Genomic DNA, 17,333 nt, shown 5'->3' on the forward strand with positions numbered 1-17,333 from the left:
TTGGGTTCTCCCTGGCGTTCTCCTGCCGAGGCAATATCGGTCTCCACTTATATAAGTCAATGATTATATTTTGGATGTTCCGCTGCGTCAAACCGCCTCGTGCGTCGAAGCGAACCAAACAACGGCCACGGCGTCGATTCGTGCTTTCCCAGCCACACAAGACGGAACGACCTCATGAAAGTACGCAAATTCGCCCTTGCCGACGCTTCGCTCGAACGCTCACCGGGACAGGACGGCGATATCTTCGCCGGCAATGTAATCGACCAGCGCCACGACGCACCGATCACGATCGGCTTCGGCCGCTACGCGCCGAACCAGAATCTCGAGGAGACGATGAAGGTCGACGACGTCATGATCGTGCTCGAAGGCAAGCTGTCGGTCACGAGCAACGGCAGCACCGTCACCGCGGGGCCCGGCGAGATCGTCCATATGCCGAAGGGCGAGACGGTCATGATCCGCTCGCATGAGCAAGGCGCCGTCACCGCCTACGTCACCTATCCGCATTGGCAGGAGGCGTGAGGGCTCAGGCGCGGCGCTGACAGCCTGTAGGGCGGATTAGCGAAGCGTAATCCGCCATCTAGCAGCACGGCACGACGAGAGAAGGTAAATTACGCCGGCGGCTGCGCTTCGCGCAACCGCTGGCTAATCCACCCTACGCACCGTCGATCAGCGCCTTCGCCAGCGCCATGTAGGCCGGCAGGGTCACGGGATCGTTGGCGGCGTTGCCGGCCATGGGATGCGAGGCGTAGCGCGCGATCACCATCTCGGCCTTGGGGTCGATGTAGATGCCCTGGCCGTAGACGCCGCGCGCCATGTAGGCGCCGTGCGCGTTGTGCGTGACCCACCATTGATTGCGGTAGGACGCGCCCGGCAGCGTGGTGTAGCCGGCCGGCTTGAATTTCTCGGGATCGCCGCCGCGCGCGATGTCCTCGACGACCTGCGACGGCACGATCTGCCGGCCATTGAAGCGGCCGTGATCGCGCATGGTCTCGCCGAAACGGGCGAGATCGCGCAAGGTGGTGGAGAGCCCGCCGCCGCCGCTCTCGGTGCCGATGCGGTCGACGTGATAATACGCGTCCTCCTCCGCACCCATCGGCTGCCAGATCCGCTCGGACAAGAGCTCCGACAGTGTCAGGCCGCTGGCGCGCCTGTTGATCCACGCCAGCACGTCGGTGTTGACAGTCTTGTAGGCGAAGGCCTTGCCGTGCTCGCCCTGCTTTGTCTGGGCGACGAGGAAATCGAAAATGTTGGTCGGGCCGTCGTAGTCCGGCGGGATCGGCGCCATGCCGTTGGCACGCCTGAGGCCCCACACGTCGGAATTCTTGTCGGTGTAGATTTCGGTGTAGGCGAGCCCCGTGGTCATATCCATGACTTCGTGCACGCGCGCATCGCCGAACGCGCTTGGCTTCAGCTCGGGCACGTAATCCGTGACCGGCGCCTGCGGATCGATCTTGCCCTCGGCAACCAGAATGCCGGCGATCACGCCGGTGAACGACTTCGTCACGGACATCGCGATATGCGGCTTCTGCGGCTTCAAGGCGCCGAAATAGCGCTCATAGATCAGCTTGCCCCGATGCAGCACGGCGATGCCGTCGGTGTAGGTCTCCTCCAGCATCTTCGCGAAGGTCATGGGCCGGCCGTCCATCGTGGTCGAGGCGACCGCGCCGATATCCTGCTCCGCGCGCGGCAGAGGTGATGCGGGCCCCGCGCCGCGCCAGACATTCACCGTCGGCACCAGTTGCCGGATGTTACTCCAGGCCCAGCGCAGCTCGGGGAAATTGCGGAAGGAGCCGTCCTGGAAGGTGATGAGCCGGTCCGGCGACGGCGGGAAGCCGCGCATCCAGCCGAGGGTCTCGGGGTCAGTTTCAACGGCAGTGGCGGGAAGCTGGCTAGCGGCAGTCGCGACGGACATCAAGGCGGGCTCCGGAAGTGACGATGCGGATGTCGTATCACGAGCGGCCGTGACGGAGATCCGACGTTTCCGCCGGGCGCCTCCGCGCGGACAGGACAGCAAGCAGCGACCAGATCGAGCTTGGCGAGGTGAGCCCAGAAGATCGAGGGTGCGGCAGCTTTTCTACCCAGTCTTGAGCAGCCATCGGATCGGCATTGCAACCGCCAGCAGCGCGATCACGCCCGCGGCCCATAGCGCAACGAACCACAGCCATTGCCGCAAGGTTTGAGACATGCGCAGCCTCAATGATATCCCTCGCCGTGCCGCACCTTGCCGCGAAAGATCCAGTAGACGTAGCCGGTATAGACCAGGATCACCGGCACCAGCACCGCCGCGCCGACGAGCAGGAATGCCTGGCTGCTGGGATGGGTGGCTGCCTGCCAGATCGTGATCGAGGGCGGCACGATCATCGGCCACATGCTGATGCCGAGCCCAATGTAGGACAGCACGAAAAAGCCGAGCGCGCACAGGAACGGCACCCCATCCTCACCCTTTGCGAGCGCGCGGTGAAAGCGCCAGGCCAGCAGGGCCACGAGAACCGGCACGGGCGCTGCATACAGCATGTTCGGCAGCGTCAGCCATCGCTCGCGGAACGCAGGGCTCTGGATCACCATCATCACCGAAATGACGGCGATGAAGCCGAGTGTCGCGAATCCGAGCACGCGCGCATAATTGCGGCAGCGTGCCTGGAGCGCGCCGTCCGTCTTCCAGATCAGCCAGCACGCGCCGAGCAGGCCGTAGCCGACGACGAGGGCAATACCGGTCAGGACAGAGAAAGGCGTCAGCCAGTCCCACCAGCCGCCGGCGTAAGCACGCCCCTCGACGCGAATGCCCTGCACGATCGCGCCGAGGCAGATGCCCTGGAGGAATGCGGCGGCAAAGCTGCCCCATGAGAAGGCGCGATCCCACCATGTTTCACCGGCGGACGTCCGCGCACGAAACCGCATCTCGAAGGATACCCCTCGAAAGACCAATGCGAGCAGCATCAGAATGAGCGGCATGTAGAGCGCGGGAAGGATCGTTGCATAGGCCAGCGGAAACACCGCGAACAGGCCGCCGCCGCCAAGCACGAGCCAGGTTTCGTTGCCGTCCCAGACCGGGGCGACAGAATTGACCATGACATCGCGGTCGGCTTTCGCCACCTCGGCCGGAAACAGGATGCCGACGCCGAGGTCGAAGCCGTCCATCACCACGTAGAGCAGCACGGCCGTCGCGATCAGCAGGGCCCAAATCAGTGTGAGGTCGATGCTCATGGCCTGATCCCCGCTGGCTGCGGCTCTGCTCTGGGCGTGCCCGACGCTCCTGCCATCAAGGCTGGCGCCGGCGTAATGCCGGCCGTACGGACCGGCTCGCCTTGTGGCGGCCCGTGCTCGCCGGCTTCAGGCGCCTGGCGGAAGAGGTGAAACAGATAAGCGATCCCGGCGCCGAAGACCACGAAGTACACGACGATGAATGCCGCCAGAGACGCAGCCACGGCCGGCGCCGCGATCGGCGCCACGCTATCGGCGGTCCTCAGCAGTCCGTAAACCGTGAACGGCTGGCGTCCCGCCTCCGTCACCGTCCATCCGGCCGTCACCGCGATCAGCCCCGACGGTCCCATGGCCACGGCAAAGCGGTGCAGCCATGGCGCGTCGTACAGAGCGCCGCGCCAACGCAGGACGAGCGAGGTCATGCCGAGCACGATCATCAGAATCCCCAAGCCGACCATGATGCGGAACGCCCAGAAGACAAGCGGAATGTTGGTCGGCCAGGTGTCCTTCGGGAAAGCCTTGAGCCCCTTGACCTCTCCATCGAGGCTATGCGTGAGATAAAGGCTCGCAAATCCTGGAATGGCGATTTGGCCGCGCGTCACCCCGGCTTCCGCATCCGGCATGCCGAACAGGATGGAGGACGCCCGGCGCTCGGTCTCGAAGTGGCCTTCCATGGCGGCGACCTTGACCGGTTGGTGGTGGTACGAATTCACGCCATGCAGATCCCCGATCAGGAGTTGCATCGGCGCCACGATCGCGGCCATCCACATCGCCATCGAAAACATGATGCGTGCGCGTTCGTTCATCCTGTCGCGCAGCAGGTGCCAGGCGCCGACGGCTCCCACGATCATCGCGGTCGTCAGGTAGGCGGCGGTGACCGTATGGGCGAAGCGATAGGGGAACGAGGGATTGAAGATGATCGCCAGCCAGCTCTCGGGAATGAACTGGCCGTTCGCTCCCATGGCGTGTCCCGCCGGGGTCTGCATCCAGGAATTCGCGGCGAGAATCCAGAAGGCCGAGAGCAAGGTGCCGCCCGCGACGAAACAGGTCGCGACGAAATGCAGGCGCGGACCGACGCGGCCAAGGCCAAACAGCATGACTCCAAGGAAGCCGGCCTCGAGAAAGAATGCCGTCAGCACTTCGTAGCCGAGCAGCGGACCGAGCACCGGCGCCGTCTTGTCGGCAAACACCGACCAGTTCGTGCCGAACTGGTATGACATGACTACGCCCGACACCACGCCCATGGCGAAAGCGACGGCGAAAATCTTTAGCCAATAGCGATAGGTGTCGAGATAAGCGCTGCGGCCCGTCCATAGCCACAGAGCTTCGAGCACCGCAAGATAGCTCGCGAGCCCGATCGTGAAGGCTGGAAAAAGGAAGTGCCAGACCACCGTGAAGGCAAACTGGAAGCGCGCAAGATCCAACGCGCTGGGCAGTAAGTCGGACATGGCTCCGCCCCGTCATCAAGTGCGGCCACTCGCAAACGCCAGCCTGTGCTGGTTCCAACTCCTCGATCATCAGATGTCGAGAGTTTTAGGCATTCTGCGGACCGTGTGCTTGACGTTACAGTCGGGACCACACGGTCTCAAGACGTCGGAATGTCCTACCCCCGCGCAGCTGCGATTGAGTTCGACGCGCGAATGGGTCCTCGCGGCGTCAAAGCGCCGCCGCCGAGCATCGTTCGATCCTAGGCCGACGCCGGTCGTTGCGCGCTTGGCGGCGGAGGCGCATCATCGGCGTCCGGATCCCGACCCTGACTCCTGTCGAGTTGTCGCATGACCGGCGTAACAGTCAGTCCGTGAAGGAGAATCGACAAGAGCGCTACGAGGCCAACGATAGCCCACAGCCGCTCGCCGACGGTCAACTCCATATGGTTGAGTCCATAGGCCAGATAGTAGAAGGAGCCCACGCCTCGGATTCCGAAGAAGGCCAGCGTCATCTTCTCCGAAAAGCGAGCCTCGAATCCAGCCAGCGCAATCAACCCGCCGATCGGCCGGATGATGAGCAGGATCGCAGCCGCGGCAGCCACGTCCACCAGATGAAGCGGGCGCAGCAAGCCGCTGACGAGCGCCCCGCCGAACAGCAGCAGCAGGACCATCATGGCCAGCCGCTCGACCTGCTCGGTGATGTCGTGCATCTGCCGGTTGAACTCGTGATCGCGGTGCGATCGGCGCAAGGTCAGCGCGGTGACGAAAACGGCGAGGAAGCCGTAGCAGTGGATGATTTCGGTCACGCCGTAAGAAACGAACGTGGCCGATATTGCGATCAGACCGTCTCCCGTCCTGGACAGCTTGGTGTCGGCGGGGACGTGGAACGTGAGCCAGCCGAACAGCCGGCCAATGAGCCAGCCACCGATCAGGCCGGCGGCAATCTCCCACACCACGTTGTAAAGCAGCCACTTGCCCGCCCATGGCTCCCCCGTCGTCGCCGCCAAGCCGAGGGCGATCGCAAGATGCACGAACGGAAAGGCGAAGCCGTCGTTCAAGCCGGCCTCGGATGTAAGGCCGAAGCGAACCTCATCCTCTTCCCCGGTCTTGGGAGGCCCGACCTGAACGTCGGACGCCAGCACCGGATCGGTCGGCGCCAGGCTTGCCGCCAGCAGCAGCGCCGCGATCCAGGACAGACCCAGCATCCACCCGCCCAATGCCGTGATTGCCAGGATTCCGATCGGCATCGTGATCGCCAGCAGCCGCCAGGTGACGCTCCACTTTCGCCAGCTGAACGGGCGATCGAGCTTCAGGCCGGCCCCCATCAGCGCAATGATCACGACGAACTCGGTGAAACGCTCCGTGAAGTCGGGGTAATTGAGCGGCAGTGGCCTGAGCGTGACTGCCGGCAGCGAGAAGATCGCAGCACCGATCCCAATGCAGACGATCGGCAGAGACAGCGGCAGCCGCTTCAGGGCGAGGGGTAGCCAAGCGACGAGCGCGATCAGCAGACCCGCTCCGGTCAGGATCAGGATGTAAGGTTCTGGCGCTAAGGAGGAGATTTGCACCCACCTTCAACGCCGCAGAGCTGTTACAGTTCACACGCGGGCAGTATTCCCGTGAACCGATCGAAACCTACCGATTGTTTCGGCGCACGTGAACGACGCAGTCGAATCTCACCGCTCGAGAAAGTACCGTCGCGCCACCTGGATCAATACGCCTCCCTACTCCCACTCAATGGTCCCAGGCGGCTTGCTCGTCACGTCATACACCACCCGGTTCACGCCCTTGACCTCGTTGATGATGCGCGTGGCGGTCTCGCCCAGAAACTTCATGTCGAACTGGTAGAAATCCGCGGTCATGCCGTCGGTGGAGGTGACGGCGCGCAGGCCGACGACGTAGTCGTAGGTGCGGCCGTCGCCCATGACGCCGACCGTCTTCACGGGGAGCAGCACGGCAAAAGCCTGCCAGATCTCGTCGTAGAGGCCGTGCTTCCTGATCTGGTCGATGTAGACGGCATCGGCCTTGCGCAGGATGTCGAGCTTGTCGCGGGTGATCTCGCCGGGGCAGCGGATGGCGAGGCCCGGGCCCGGGAACGGATGGCGGCCGACGAAGATTTCGGGGAGGCCGAGCTCGCGCCCGAGCTTGCGGACCTCGTCCTTGAACAGCTCGCGCAGGGGCTCGACGAGCTTCATGTTCATGCGCTCAGGCAGGCCGCCGACATTGTGGTGCGACTTGATGGTGACGGAAGGCCCGCCGGTGAAGGAGACGCTCTCGATCACATCAGGATAGAGCGTGCCCTGCGCGAGGAAGTCGGCGCCGCCGATCTTCTTGGCCTCGGCCTCGAACACCTCGATGAAAAGGCGGCCGATGGTCTTGCGCTTGGCTTCGGGGTCGGTGACGCCTTCGAGCTCGCCGAGGAATTGCTTCGAGGCGTCCACGTGCACGAGCGGGATGTTGTAGTGGTGGCGGAAGAGGTCGACGACCTGCTCGGCCTCGTTGAGGCGCATCAGGCCGTGATCGACGAACACGCAAGTGAGCTGGTCGCCGATGGCCTCGTGGATCAGCACCGCCGCGACGGCTGAATCGACGCCGCCAGAAAGGCCGCAGATCACCCTGCCCTTGCCGACCTGCGCGCGGATCTTGGCGATCTCCTCCTCGCGGAAGGCGCGCATGGTCCAGTCGCCGGAAAGGCCTGCGATCTTGCGCACGAAATTGCGGATGAGCTTGGCGCCGTCGGGCGTGTGCACCACCTCGGGGTGGAACATCAGGCCGTAATATTTGCGTTTCTCGTCCTGGATGATCGCGAACGGCGCGTTCGGCGAGGTGCCGGCCACCGAGAAGCCCGGCGGCATCTTGGTGATGCGGTCGCCATGGCTCATCCAGACCTGGTTCTTGCTGCCCGACGACCAGACGTCCTCGAACAGCTTGCTGTCGGCCTTGACCTCGACATCGGCGCGGCCGAATTCGCGGTGATGGCCGCCCTCGACCTCGCCGCCCAGCTGCGCCGCCATGGTCATCTGGCCGTAGCAGATGCCCATCACTGGCACGCCGGAGGCGAAGATCAATTGCGGCGCGCGGGGCGAGCCAGCCTCGTGCACGGACTCGGGGCCACCGGAGAGGATCACCGCTTTCGGCTTCATCTCGTTGAAGGCCTGTTCGGCCTTGTTGAACGGCACGATCTCGCAATAGACGCCGTCCTCGCGCACGCGGCGCGCGATCAGCTGCGTCACCTGGCTGCCGAAGTCGACGATGAGAATCTTGTCGTGCGCCGAGGCCACCGAGGGCGTCGACGCGGAGCGGTCGTTCTGTGCTGCTGTCATGGCCAGCAGATACGCCGGTGCGGCCCGGGCCGCAACCGCGCGGGCGCGCGCGCCCACATGCTTCTTTGAGCATAGACAAAACGATATAGGTAAGTATTGTTGACCCATATGCCCGACCCTCGAACAGGGGCTGATTTGGACGATGCAAACCCACCCCCCGGCGTCATTCTCCGCGCAAGCGGGGAATCCAGTACGCCGCAGCTTCTCCGCATCACGCAACCGCCTCTGGAATACTGGATCGTCCGGTCAAGCCGGACGATGACAGTTGAGAATGAGGCGCGAACACCCCAAGCTTCGTTGCGACGAAGACCGAGGCAACGGCGTGCGCTAACAGAAACGATGCCGGCCCGGAGACAGGATCGCTCCCATGAAACTCCCCACCTGCCCCTTCACCGTCACCGACTGGAGCAAGGTCGAGGCGACCACGCATGCCGGCGAGACCGGCGAGGCAAAATGGCGCACGCTCAACATCGGCGATCTGCGGGTGCGGATGGTGGAATATTCGCCGGGCTACCTCGCCGATCATTGGTGCGACCGCGGCCACGTGCTGTACGTGCTGAAGGGCGAGCTCGACAGCGAGTTGCGCGACGGGCGCACATTCAAGCTCACGGCCGGAATGAGCTACCAGGTCTCGGACTTCGGCGACGCCGCGCACCGGTCCTCGACGACGACCGGCGCCACCCTCTTCATCGTCGACTGAGGCGCGCGGAGCGGTTCGTTTGCATCGCAAAATAGCAAAGATTCGCGACATGCCGGGACACGGGTGGTGCCTTGAAGTGGCCCCAAATTCTCGCTATATTGTGATCATCGATACTTGGCCGAACGACTGGGCCGCTTCGCTTCGTTACCGACGGGCGCGCACGCTTCAGATGACTTCTCCAAACATCGACTGAACAGGATCAAGGGCGCAGCGACGCGTACCGGTCCGCGTGCGTACCCTCTCTAACAAAGGAAATTCCCATGGCTATGGGCACCGTGAAGTGGTTCAACACCCAAAAGGGTTATGGTTTCATCCAGCCGGACGACGGCCAGAAGGACGTGTTCGTGCACATCAGCGCGGTCGAGCGCGCCGGCCTCTCCACCCTCAACGAGGGCCAGAAGGTCTCGTTCGACATCGTCGCCGACCGCCGCAGCGGCAAGTCTTCGGCTGACAATCTCCGCGTTGGCTAACGCCTGCGCACCGTTCTGACCGCAGACGTACCGGCAGAACGACAGAACTCGAAAGCCCCGCGACCGGGATCGGTTGGCGGGGTTTTTGTTTGGGGCTCCCGTCATTCCGGGGCGCCCGCAGGGCGAACCCGGAAACCGTCGGGCAGCAAGTTGCGCGGCCTGATGGATTCCGGGTTCTCGCTTCGCGAACCCCGGAATGACGGCGGAGGGATATCAGCCCGCCTTCCTCAGTCCTTTAGGGTGGGCAAAGCGGAAAGCGTGCCCACGTCCTTTTGGGATTCGAGAGACGGCGGGCATGGCGCGCTCAGGGACTCGCCTTTCCTCGACGCCGACACTGGCATTCCGGGGCGCGTAGCGCGGGCCCGGAATCCATCGAACCGCACACACTGCCGCACCATGGATTCCGGGCTCGCCCTGCGGGCGCCCCGGAATGACGGCGGAGGGATATCAGTCCGTCTTCTTCAGCACCGCCACGAAAAACCCGTCCGTGCCGGTCCGGCGCGGCGTCATCAGCCAGCCTTCCGCCGACTTCAGTGCGGCCTCGCCGAACGCCTCCGCCTTGTCCCAGAGCACGCTCGCGGTCTGCTCAGGTGGCACCACCGCGAACGCGCCATGGCGTGCGACGAAGGCCCGCACCTGCTCGCCATTCTCCTCTGCCAGCACCGAGCAGGTGATGTAGGCGATGCGGCCACCCGGCTTCACCAGCGGGACCGCACGCTCCAGGACCTCGGTCTGGTCGCGCAGGCGAATCTCCAGCGCGCCGGGCCGCATCCGCCATTTGGCGTCGGGGTTGCGGCGCCAGGTTCCGGTTCCCGTGCAGGGCGCGTCGATGACCACGAGATCGGCCGAGGCGCGGATATCCGAGAGCGGATCGGCCTCGCCCTTGGGCGTGCGGACGTCCGCGTTGTGGACGCCGGCGCGCGACAGCCGCTCGTGGATCGGCGCGAGCTGGCGCTTGTCGCGGTCGGTCGCGATCAACCGGCCCTTGCCCTGCATCAGGGCGGCGAGCGCCAGCGTCTTGCCGCCGGCGCCGGCGCAGAGATCGATCACCTGCTCGCCGGGTTTTGCCGCGGTGAACTGGGCCGCAAGCTGGGATCCCTCATCCTGCACTTCAATGGCGCCCTTGATGAAACCCTCTTCTGCCTGGATGCCCGGGTTGCGCGCGTCGGCCGAAAGCTCGATGCGCAGGCCGGTTGCGGACCAGGGCGTCGGTTTCGCATGAAGATGAGCAAGTGCCTGCAGCGCTTTGTCGCGATTGGACTTTAGCGTGTTGACGCGCAGATCGAGCGGCGCCCGGCTGGCCATCGCGGCGGCCTCCGCGGCGCGGTCCTCCCCGAACACTTTGGCAAGGTGGGGATCGAGCCACTCCGGGTAATCCCCGGCAATCGCCGCAGGCGCGCCTTCGAGGGTCCGCGAGGCAAGCGCGGCCTCTTCGGCCTCTGTCAGCGGCGCCGGTGCAAACCGGCTGCCATCGAACAGCGCGGCCATGGTCGCCGTGTCCATGTGGCGCTCAAGGCGGAGCATGCCGATCAGGCGCGCCCGCGCGGTATCGGAATCCATCAGGAACGCGCTCGAGGCGTAGCGGCGCAGCACGTCCCAGACGAGGCCGGCGATGGCGGCTCGGTCGCCCGAGCCGGCAAAGCGGTGCGCGGTGCCCCACTCCTTCAGCGCTTTCGCCGCAGGCACGCGGTCTCTCTCGATGGTGTCGATCAGTTCGATGGCTGCGGACAGCCGGGCAGCGGGGGTCATTCGAATTCTTTCAAGTGGTGCGCATGCGCCTAAAGCGCGTTGCGATTAGGATGAATCGTCATCGCGCTCTAGGTTGTTGTTTGAGCATGATCTTTTCGGAAAACCGCTTCACACTTTTCCGGATCATGCTCTAGATCAGCAACAGCAGCTTCAGCGCGAAATAGATCCACATCGCCAGCAGCACCAGCACGCCGGCGAGCCAGACCATGGACCGGCGCCCCAGATCGTTCGAGGAGACGAACACGCCGGCATGGGCAAAGCGTGTCACCACGAACACCCAGGACATCAGCACGATGAAGAGATCGGCGCGGCGAAGCGGCAAGGCGAGCGCGATCAGGACGTAGAACAGCACCGGCAGCTCGAACTGGTTGCGGTAGCAGTTGGCGATTTGCGTGGCGCCCTTCGGCCAGTTCGGCTCGCCCAGTGCGATATCGCGGATCCTGGTCTCGCCGGAGACCAGGGTCTTGCGGCGCGCGCCGACCATCCCCATCAGGAGCGCGAAGGTGAGAGCGACCTGCACGAAGACCGGCAGCAAAACCATTTGAACGGACATCGGAACTTTCCCGGGAGGCGAAATGCCGCCGACCGTCATTAGCCGCGACTCCCGGCGCTGACAATGAACGACTTGAACCGGCGTTCCCGCTTCGGCGACCAAGCAGCGACAGTCAAAGCACTTTCGGGCTCTCCAGCCCGAAGCGAGATGGCGCGATGAATTCCTTGTCCAGCCTCTTCACCGAAGCCGCGGGCGGCCAGCTCGGCGTCCTGATGTCGGTGCTGTCGGGTCTCGCGGCAGCGCTCGCGGTTGCGCTGGCGATGACCGTGTACTTCCGCCTGAGCTACCGGACGTGGCGCGATGTCGCCCGGCATGGCCTGGCGACCTTGGCCGCGCTCGCCCTGTTCGGCTTTGCCGCCTACGACATGCGCCACGCAGCCCTTGCCTATCTCGGCCTCAATCCGTCCAAGCCCGCCGTCGAGTTCGAGATCCGCATGCCCCGGCAGATGCTGACGGGGGCGACCGAGACCCAGATCGAGCTGCATACCGACCGCAACCAGACCCTGGCGCTGGTCGAGGGCGTGCGCGACCTCGCCGACGGGCGGGCGCTGCTGCGCGGCGCGGTCGCGCTCAACCACCGCACCGCGGAGCGCGTGCTGGTCGTGCACCTGCCTGGCAAGGGCACCTTCGAGTTCCGCCTGCGCCTGCCGGCGGAGCCGCATCGCTCCGGCGAGTTCGGCCCCTGGCACCTCGCCGACCGCATCGCCGCGCCGGTCGCGGGCGCCGGCGCGCCGCAGGACGGCTACACCATCCGCTATCGCGTGCTTTAAACTTTGTTCGCTGCGATCGATGCAGTGATCCTGGCCCGGCCGTCATCGTTCCGACGCGCGGCGACGCGTAGGATGATCGTATGCCAGAATTTCGCCTGACCCAGATTTCCGACACGCATCTCGGCCGGCGCTTTCCCGGCCTGATCGCCAACTTCGCGGCGATCAGCGAGCACATCAACGCCGACAGGCCCGATCTCGTCGTCAACACCGGCGACGTCTCGTTCGACGGACCGAGCAGCCGCGACGACATCGAATTCGCCAAGAGCCTGCACGACGCCCTGCCCGTCCCCTGCCGCTACCTGCCCGGCAATCACGACATCGGGGACAATCCGACCGCAATCGGGCCGGCGCCGAAGCCGCCGGTCGACGAGATGCACCGCCGGCAGTTCTGCGAGATCATCGGCGAAGACCATTGGTCGTTCGAGGCCGCGGACTGGCGCTTCATCGGCCTCAATTCCCTGGTCATGAATTCAGGGCTCGCCTTCGAGGCCGAGCAGTTCAACTGGCTTGCGGCCGAAATATCGCGCGCAAACGGCAGGCCGGTGGCGCTGTTCCTGCACAAGCCGCTATTTCTCGGCCTGCCCGACGACGCCGAGACGCCGGAGACGTCGATCCGCTACGTGCCGCAGCCGGCGCGGGCCAAGCTGATCGACATGTTCGGCAGTGTCGACCTGCGCCTGATCGCCAGCGGCCACGTGCACCAGCGCCGCGACTTCACCTTCCGCCACACCCGGCACGTCTGGGCGCCGTCTGCCGGCTTCGTCATCAACGATTCCCGCCAGGATCGGATCGCGATCAAGGAAGTCGGCCTGGTCGAATACCGTTTCCGGCCCGACAGCGTCGAGGTCCGGCATGTCCGGGCGGCGGGCCAGCGCGATGTCGATATCGAAGAACTGCTGGCCCAGATGGGCGGGCACTGAGCTCAGGCCACGCTCTTGAGATCGCGCTGGATCGCGGCGAGCAGGGATTCAAGTGCCTCGCTGTTCACCGGCTCGGCTGCGGGAGCACGGGCGGCGGGGGATTGCCCGGCAATTGACCCCGCCCTGAGCGGATGCTTCGGAAAGGGCGGCAGTGGTGCCGGCATGGGATGGCGAGCAAGATCGCCCACGTCCTCGGTGTGGACGAACTTGCCGTGGATGACGTCGTCGCGCCGGCCCATGACGAACATCGTCGCCCAATAGCCGGCCGCCAGGAGGATTACGCTGAAAACACTGATCTCGAACATCGCAGCACCTAAAATATCTGCGATGATTCAATGCCTTCGTCCGGCCGTCAATGAACCGGAGGTCACACCTGCGGCTTTTACGGGCAGGTGTGACCACTTGGTAACGCTTTATTAACTATCCCCATCCGGAATGTGGCCGCGGGGCCGCGCGTGAATTCCGCTCCCCGTCACGCTAGGTCTTGTCCGGCCCGACCCGCACCAGTTGCTTGCCGAAATTGGCGCCCTTCAGGAGGCCCATGAAGGCGGCCGGCGCGCTCTCCAGGCCCTCGGTGACGAACTCCTTGTACTTGACCTTGCCGTCGCGGACCCAGCCGGACATGTCGCGCAGGAAGTCGCCATGGCGGGAGGCGAAGTCGGAGACGATGAAGCCGCGGAAGGTCAGTCGCTTGGTGAGAATGTTGCGCATCATTGCGCCCGCCCATTTCGGCGGCTTGGCCTCGGTGTCGTTGTAATGGGCGATGAGGCCGCAGACCGGCACGCGCGCGAACGGGTTGAGCAGCGGGAACACTGCCTCGAACACGGCGCCACCGACATTCTCGAAATAGACGTCGATGCCTTTCGGGCACGCGTCCTTCAACTTCGCCGCGAGATCGGGATCGCGGTGATCGATGCAGGCATCGAAGCCGAGTTCCTTCACCACGTAGTCGCACTTGTCCTTGCCGCCGGCGATGCCGACCACGCGGGCGCCCTTGATCTTGGCGATCTGCCCCACCGCGGAGCCAACCGCACCGGAAGCACCTGCGACGACGACGGTCTCGCCCTCCTGCGGCTTGCCGATGTCAAGCAGGCCCGTGTACGCGGTCATGCCGGGCATGCCGAGCACGCCGATCGAGGTGGAGATCGGTCCGAGCTTGGGATCGACCTTGATCAGTCCCTTGCCGTTCGAGATCGCGTGCGACTGCCAGCCGGTGCGCGCGCGGACGATGTCGCCAACCGCGAAATCGGGATTGTTGGAGACCGCGACCTCGCTGACCGCCTCGCCTTCCATCACGCCGCCGACCGGCACTGGCGCCGCGTAGGATGGTCCTTCGCTCATGCGGCCGCGCATATAGGGATCGAGCGAAAGCCAGATCGTCCGCAACAGGACTTCGCCCGCCCCGGGCGTCGGAGCAGTGAATTCCTCCAAGCGGAAATCAGTCGGCTTGGGTTCGCCGACGGGACGCGCGGCGAGAACGATGCGTTTGGCTTGGGACATGATGGCTTCCTCCGGATTGGCTTTCGCCGCGAACGGAAGCGGAGGGATGTAGCTACGTCAATACAAAAGCGAGGGGCGTCCGGCTCCCTCGGCGCCGAGGGGGCGTCACCGTCGAATCAACGGCTATCGCCGATCACGCCTGCCTCAGCTCCGTTGCCGCCGCTTCCAGCATTCTGTGCCGACGGGCGTCCCTTCATTCCGGTAGCCCGGCCATCCGCATGCCCTCCGCAGCGAGCGCGAAATCCTGCGGGCGGCGGACCAGCAGCCAATCATGCAAGACGCCGACCCGTAAAGTCGGATCCAGCCTCCGGACGTGGCCCATCGCCTCGCGGGCTTCGTCCATCCGCCCGGCCAGCGCGTGGCTCGCCGCCATGAAGGCGGCCACCCGCAGGACGTTCGGCATCTGCCGCGTCGCCTGCTGCAGCGACGCCACCGCGTCATCGAAGCGGCGGCAATACAGGTGCCCCATCGCGATCCCGGTCTGCATCTGGAATATCTCCGGATCGAGCGGGCTGAGCCGCATGGCTCGGCTGAAATGGGTGATCGCGCTGTCGTGTTCGCCCATCGAGATTCGCTGATAGCCGCCGAGATACCAGATCGTCGACGAATTCGGATTGAGCACCAGCGCGCGGTCTACATGGGCGACGCAGGTGTCCAGGTCGCCGCCGAAATGCGGCCAGGCGTGGCCGCCGCGGCACAGCGCAACCGCGTCGCTCTTGTTCAACGTCACCGCGCTCTGGCACAACCGCGCCGCCTCGGCGCCGTCGGCGACGCGATCCGTGAGCCAGCGATTCATCTTGCGCCAGTAAAAGCACCACGCCGCCATGCCATAAGCTGCGGCGAAGTCCGGATCGCGATCGATCGCCCGGTAGAACAGCGACAACGCTGCATCGATTCCTTCGCGGGTCGCGGTGTGGAACTGCGACAGCCCGCGGAGATAATAGTCGTAGGCATCGAGGCTTTCGGTCGGTTTGCGCTTGGCGCGTTCGATTTCGGCCAGTTCGAGCTGCGGCGCGATCGCGCCCACGACGCTGGCGGTGATCTGGTCCTGCAGTTCGAAGATATCCTCCATCGTGCTCTCAAATCGCTCAGCCCAAAGATGAGCGCCGGTGGAGGCGTCGATCAATTGTCCCGTGATGCGCACACGACCAGCGGAGCGACGCACGCTGCCTTCCAGCACGTAGCGCACGCCGAGTTCGCGGCCGATCTGCTTCACATCGACCGCGCGGCCCTTGTACGTGAAGCTCGAATTGCGGGCGATCACGAACAGCCACCGGATTCGAGACAGACCGAAGATGATGTCTTCGACTATTCCGTCAGCGAAGTAATCCCGAGCCGGGTCCCCGCTCAGGTTCAGAAACGGCAGCACCGCGATCGAGGGCCGGTCGGGCAGGTCGAGCGCGGCGACCGGCTTCTCCGCCGACGGAACGATCGCGATGAGCTGATCGGCCGCTTCGTGCACCACACCGACAAAGCGAAACCCCTTGCGCGGAACGGTTCGAATCAGCCGCTGCACCTCTCCACTGTCTTCCAGCGCCTTGCGCACAGCGTTGATGTGGCTGGCCAATGTCGATTCCGAGACGATCCTCCCACCCCACACCGTGTCGAACAAATCGTTCTTGCTAACGACACGGTCGCGGCTGCGCACCAGATAGAGCAGCAGATCGAAAGCCTGCGGCGTGAGATTGACCGCCTCGGAGTTTCGCCGCAACTCCCGCCGGTCAGCATCGAGGACATAGGCTTCGAAGGTGAAACGCACCACAAAGGCCCTGCTTGACACCGAGCCGCATCCCGCTCTCGGCGCGCCCCAATCGAGGCTGTTGCGCCCTGTTTGGACGAAACTGCAAGCAGATTTCAAGCAAAAACCAAGGGCCCTGCACGTCCCCAGCAAGGTCTTGAGTCGGATTCGGGCGCATCCTCCCGCCTCTGGAGCGAACAAGGCGCGAGGACAAAATGAAGATCGTGGTGATCGGCGGCAGCGGCCTGATCGGTCGCAATGTGGTACGCGGGCTTCAGGCTAAAGGCCACGAAGTGGTCGCGGCCTCGCCCTCCTCTGGCGTCAACACCTTGACCTGCGAGGGCCTCGCCGAAGCAGTCCGCGGTGCCCACGTCGTGATCGACGTCGCGAACTCGCCGGCCTTCGATGACAAGACCGCGATGGATTTTTTCCGGACCTCGGGCCGCAACCTGATGGCGGCTGGAACCGCCGCCAACGTGAAGCATCATCTCGCGTTGTCGGTGGTGGGCACCGACCGATTGCAGGCGAGCGGCTATTTTCGTGCAAAGCTCGTGCAAGAAGAGCTCATCCAAGCATCAGGCCTTCCATACACCATCCTGCGCGCGACGCAGTTCTTCGAATTCATCGACGCGATCATCGCAGGCGGCACCGACGGCGACGTGATCCGGCTGTCGCCCGCGCATTTCCAGCCTGTCGCCGCCGACGACGTCGCGGCCACACTGACCGAATTGGCGCTCGGTCCGCCCGGCAACCGCATAGTCGAGATCGCTGGTCCCGAAAGGCGCGGCCTCGATGACTTCGCGCAGCAGGTTTTGGCCGCCAGGGGCGACACGCGCCGCGTGATCCCCGATATCCATGCCGACTATTTCGGCCTGCCCCTGAACGATCGGTCACTGACGCCGGGCGACGCGCCACGGCTCGGGCCGACCCGGCTCACCGACTGGCTCAAAAATTCCCTTGTCACTCCAAAGGACGCATAGCG

Annotated in this window: 16 protein-coding genes; 6 read left to right on the forward strand and 10 right to left on the reverse strand. The window is 64.6% G+C overall.

Annotation, left to right across the window (positions count from 1 at the left end; translation table 11 throughout):
- Positions 1–174: 174 nt before the first annotated feature.
- Positions 175–519: an AraC family ligand binding domain-containing protein gene (locus AC3WLX_RS04310; RefSeq protein WP_492334815.1), complete on the forward strand. Its 345-nt coding sequence runs from the start codon at positions 175–177 to the stop codon at positions 517–519.
- Between the two features lie 133 nt (positions 520–652).
- Here AC3WLX_RS04310 and AC3WLX_RS04315 read toward each other — a convergent pair whose 3' ends face one another.
- From AC3WLX_RS04315 to guaA, 5 genes are all read right to left on the reverse strand, one after another.
- On the reverse strand, positions 653–1,912 hold the full coding sequence (locus AC3WLX_RS04315) for a serine hydrolase domain-containing protein (protein WP_492334816.1): 1,260 nt from the start codon (positions 1,910–1,912) through the stop codon (positions 653–655).
- 281 nt (positions 1,913–2,193) lie between these two features.
- The gene (gene cydB, locus AC3WLX_RS04320) at positions 2,194–3,204 is read right to left on the reverse strand and encodes a cytochrome d ubiquinol oxidase subunit II (protein WP_492334817.1); all 1,011 of its coding nucleotides are present in this window, start codon (positions 3,202–3,204) and stop codon (positions 2,194–2,196) included.
- The gene (locus tag AC3WLX_RS04325) at positions 3,201–4,649 is read right to left on the reverse strand and encodes a cytochrome ubiquinol oxidase subunit I (protein ID WP_291620481.1); all 1,449 of its coding nucleotides are present in this window, start codon (positions 4,647–4,649) and stop codon (positions 3,201–3,203) included. Before AC3WLX_RS04325 ends, cydB begins: the two co-directional genes overlap by 4 nt.
- Before the next feature lie 239 nt (positions 4,650–4,888).
- Positions 4,889–6,196, reverse strand: a complete 1,308-nt coding sequence (locus AC3WLX_RS04330) for a cation:proton antiporter (RefSeq protein WP_492334818.1) — start codon at positions 6,194–6,196, stop codon at positions 4,889–4,891.
- Positions 6,197–6,352: 156 nt separating this feature from the next.
- The gene (gene guaA, locus AC3WLX_RS04335) at positions 6,353–7,951 is read right to left on the reverse strand and encodes a glutamine-hydrolyzing GMP synthase (protein WP_492334819.1); all 1,599 of its coding nucleotides are present in this window, start codon (positions 7,949–7,951) and stop codon (positions 6,353–6,355) included.
- Between the two features lie 367 nt (positions 7,952–8,318).
- On the opposite strand from guaA, the gene AC3WLX_RS04340 reads away from it, so the two are divergent.
- Together AC3WLX_RS04340 and AC3WLX_RS04345 are read left to right on the forward strand one after the other, a co-directional pair.
- On the forward strand, positions 8,319–8,651 hold the full coding sequence (locus tag AC3WLX_RS04340; RefSeq protein WP_492334820.1) for a DHCW motif cupin fold protein: 333 nt from the start codon (positions 8,319–8,321) through the stop codon (positions 8,649–8,651).
- Between the two features lie 260 nt (positions 8,652–8,911).
- Entirely contained in the window at positions 8,912–9,121 is a 210-nt protein-coding gene (locus AC3WLX_RS04345; protein WP_015686739.1) for a cold-shock protein, read from the forward strand.
- Between the two features lie 447 nt (positions 9,122–9,568).
- On the opposite strand, the gene AC3WLX_RS04350 is transcribed toward AC3WLX_RS04345, so the two are convergent.
- A complete protein-coding gene (locus AC3WLX_RS04350) occupies positions 9,569–10,870 on the reverse strand; it encodes an RsmB/NOP family class I SAM-dependent RNA methyltransferase (protein WP_492334821.1) in 1,302 nt (433 codons plus the stop codon).
- A 130-nt stretch (positions 10,871–11,000) separates the two neighbouring features.
- Positions 11,001–11,423, reverse strand: coding sequence for an MAPEG family protein (locus AC3WLX_RS04355; protein WP_492334822.1), 423 nt, complete (start codon positions 11,421–11,423; stop codon positions 11,001–11,003).
- A gap of 155 nt (positions 11,424–11,578) precedes the next feature.
- Between AC3WLX_RS04355 and AC3WLX_RS04360 the strand changes: the two genes are divergently transcribed.
- On the forward strand, positions 11,579–12,193 hold the full coding sequence (locus AC3WLX_RS04360; protein ID WP_492334823.1) for an acriflavin resistance protein: 615 nt from the start codon (positions 11,579–11,581) through the stop codon (positions 12,191–12,193).
- An 80-nt stretch (positions 12,194–12,273) separates the two neighbouring features.
- A complete protein-coding gene (locus AC3WLX_RS04365) occupies positions 12,274–13,113 on the forward strand; it encodes a metallophosphoesterase family protein (RefSeq protein WP_492334824.1) in 840 nt (279 codons plus the stop codon).
- Between the two features lie 2 nt (positions 13,114–13,115).
- Here the strand turns inward: AC3WLX_RS04365 and AC3WLX_RS04370 are convergent, their stop codons facing one another.
- The 3 genes from AC3WLX_RS04370 to AC3WLX_RS04380 all read right to left on the reverse strand — a co-directional run bounded on the left by AC3WLX_RS04370 (position 13,116) and on the right by AC3WLX_RS04380 (position 16,372).
- Positions 13,116–13,418 (reverse strand): hypothetical protein, encoded by a 303-nt coding sequence (locus AC3WLX_RS04370; RefSeq protein WP_492334825.1) that lies wholly within the window; start codon positions 13,416–13,418, stop codon positions 13,116–13,118.
- Positions 13,419–13,590: 172 nt separating this feature from the next.
- A complete protein-coding gene (gene curA / locus AC3WLX_RS04375; protein WP_492334826.1) occupies positions 13,591–14,613 on the reverse strand; it encodes an NADPH-dependent curcumin/dihydrocurcumin reductase in 1,023 nt (340 codons plus the stop codon).
- A 193-nt stretch (positions 14,614–14,806) separates the two neighbouring features.
- Positions 14,807–16,372 carry a winged helix-turn-helix domain-containing tetratricopeptide repeat protein gene (locus AC3WLX_RS04380; RefSeq protein ID WP_492335914.1) on the reverse strand — a complete coding sequence of 522 codons (1,566 nt, stop codon included), beginning with the start codon at positions 16,370–16,372 and terminating at the stop codon, positions 14,807–14,809.
- Positions 16,373–16,566: 194 nt separating this feature from the next.
- On the opposite strand from AC3WLX_RS04380, the gene AC3WLX_RS04385 reads away from it, so the two are divergent.
- Positions 16,567–17,331, forward strand: coding sequence for an SDR family oxidoreductase (locus AC3WLX_RS04385; RefSeq protein WP_492334827.1), 765 nt, complete (start codon positions 16,567–16,569; stop codon positions 17,329–17,331).
- Positions 17,332–17,333: the final 2 nt, after the last annotated feature.

Source organism: Bradyrhizobium sp. FW305-F6, assembly GCF_058782905.1.

Coding starts and splice junctions, on each gene's coding strand:
- AC3WLX_RS04310 (WP_492334815.1), top strand. CDS start 175: ATGAAAGTACGCAAATTCGCCCTTGCCGACGCTTCGCTCGAACGCTCA.
- AC3WLX_RS04315 (WP_492334816.1), bottom strand. CDS start 1,912: ATGTCCGTCGCGACTGCCGCTAGCCAGCTTCCCGCCACTGCCGTTGAA.
- cydB (WP_492334817.1), bottom strand. CDS start 3,204: ATGAGCATCGACCTCACACTGATTTGGGCCCTGCTGATCGCGACGGCC.
- AC3WLX_RS04325 (WP_291620481.1), bottom strand. CDS start 4,649: ATGTCCGACTTACTGCCCAGCGCGTTGGATCTTGCGCGCTTCCAGTTT.
- guaA (WP_492334819.1), bottom strand. CDS start 7,951: ATGACAGCAGCACAGAACGACCGCTCCGCGTCGACGCCCTCGGTGGCC.
- AC3WLX_RS04340 (WP_492334820.1), top strand. CDS start 8,319: ATGAAACTCCCCACCTGCCCCTTCACCGTCACCGACTGGAGCAAGGTC.
- AC3WLX_RS04345 (WP_015686739.1), top strand. CDS start 8,912: ATGGCTATGGGCACCGTGAAGTGGTTCAACACCCAAAAGGGTTATGGT.
- AC3WLX_RS04350 (WP_492334821.1), bottom strand. CDS start 10,870: ATGACCCCCGCTGCCCGGCTGTCCGCAGCCATCGAACTGATCGACACC.
- AC3WLX_RS04355 (WP_492334822.1), bottom strand. CDS start 11,423: ATGTCCGTTCAAATGGTTTTGCTGCCGGTCTTCGTGCAGGTCGCTCTC.
- AC3WLX_RS04360 (WP_492334823.1), top strand. CDS start 11,579: ATGAATTCCTTGTCCAGCCTCTTCACCGAAGCCGCGGGCGGCCAGCTC.
- AC3WLX_RS04365 (WP_492334824.1), top strand. CDS start 12,274: ATGCCAGAATTTCGCCTGACCCAGATTTCCGACACGCATCTCGGCCGG.
- AC3WLX_RS04370 (WP_492334825.1), bottom strand. CDS start 13,418: ATGTTCGAGATCAGTGTTTTCAGCGTAATCCTCCTGGCGGCCGGCTAT.
- curA (WP_492334826.1), bottom strand. CDS start 14,613: ATGTCCCAAGCCAAACGCATCGTTCTCGCCGCGCGTCCCGTCGGCGAA.
- AC3WLX_RS04385 (WP_492334827.1), top strand. CDS start 16,567: ATGAAGATCGTGGTGATCGGCGGCAGCGGCCTGATCGGTCGCAATGTG.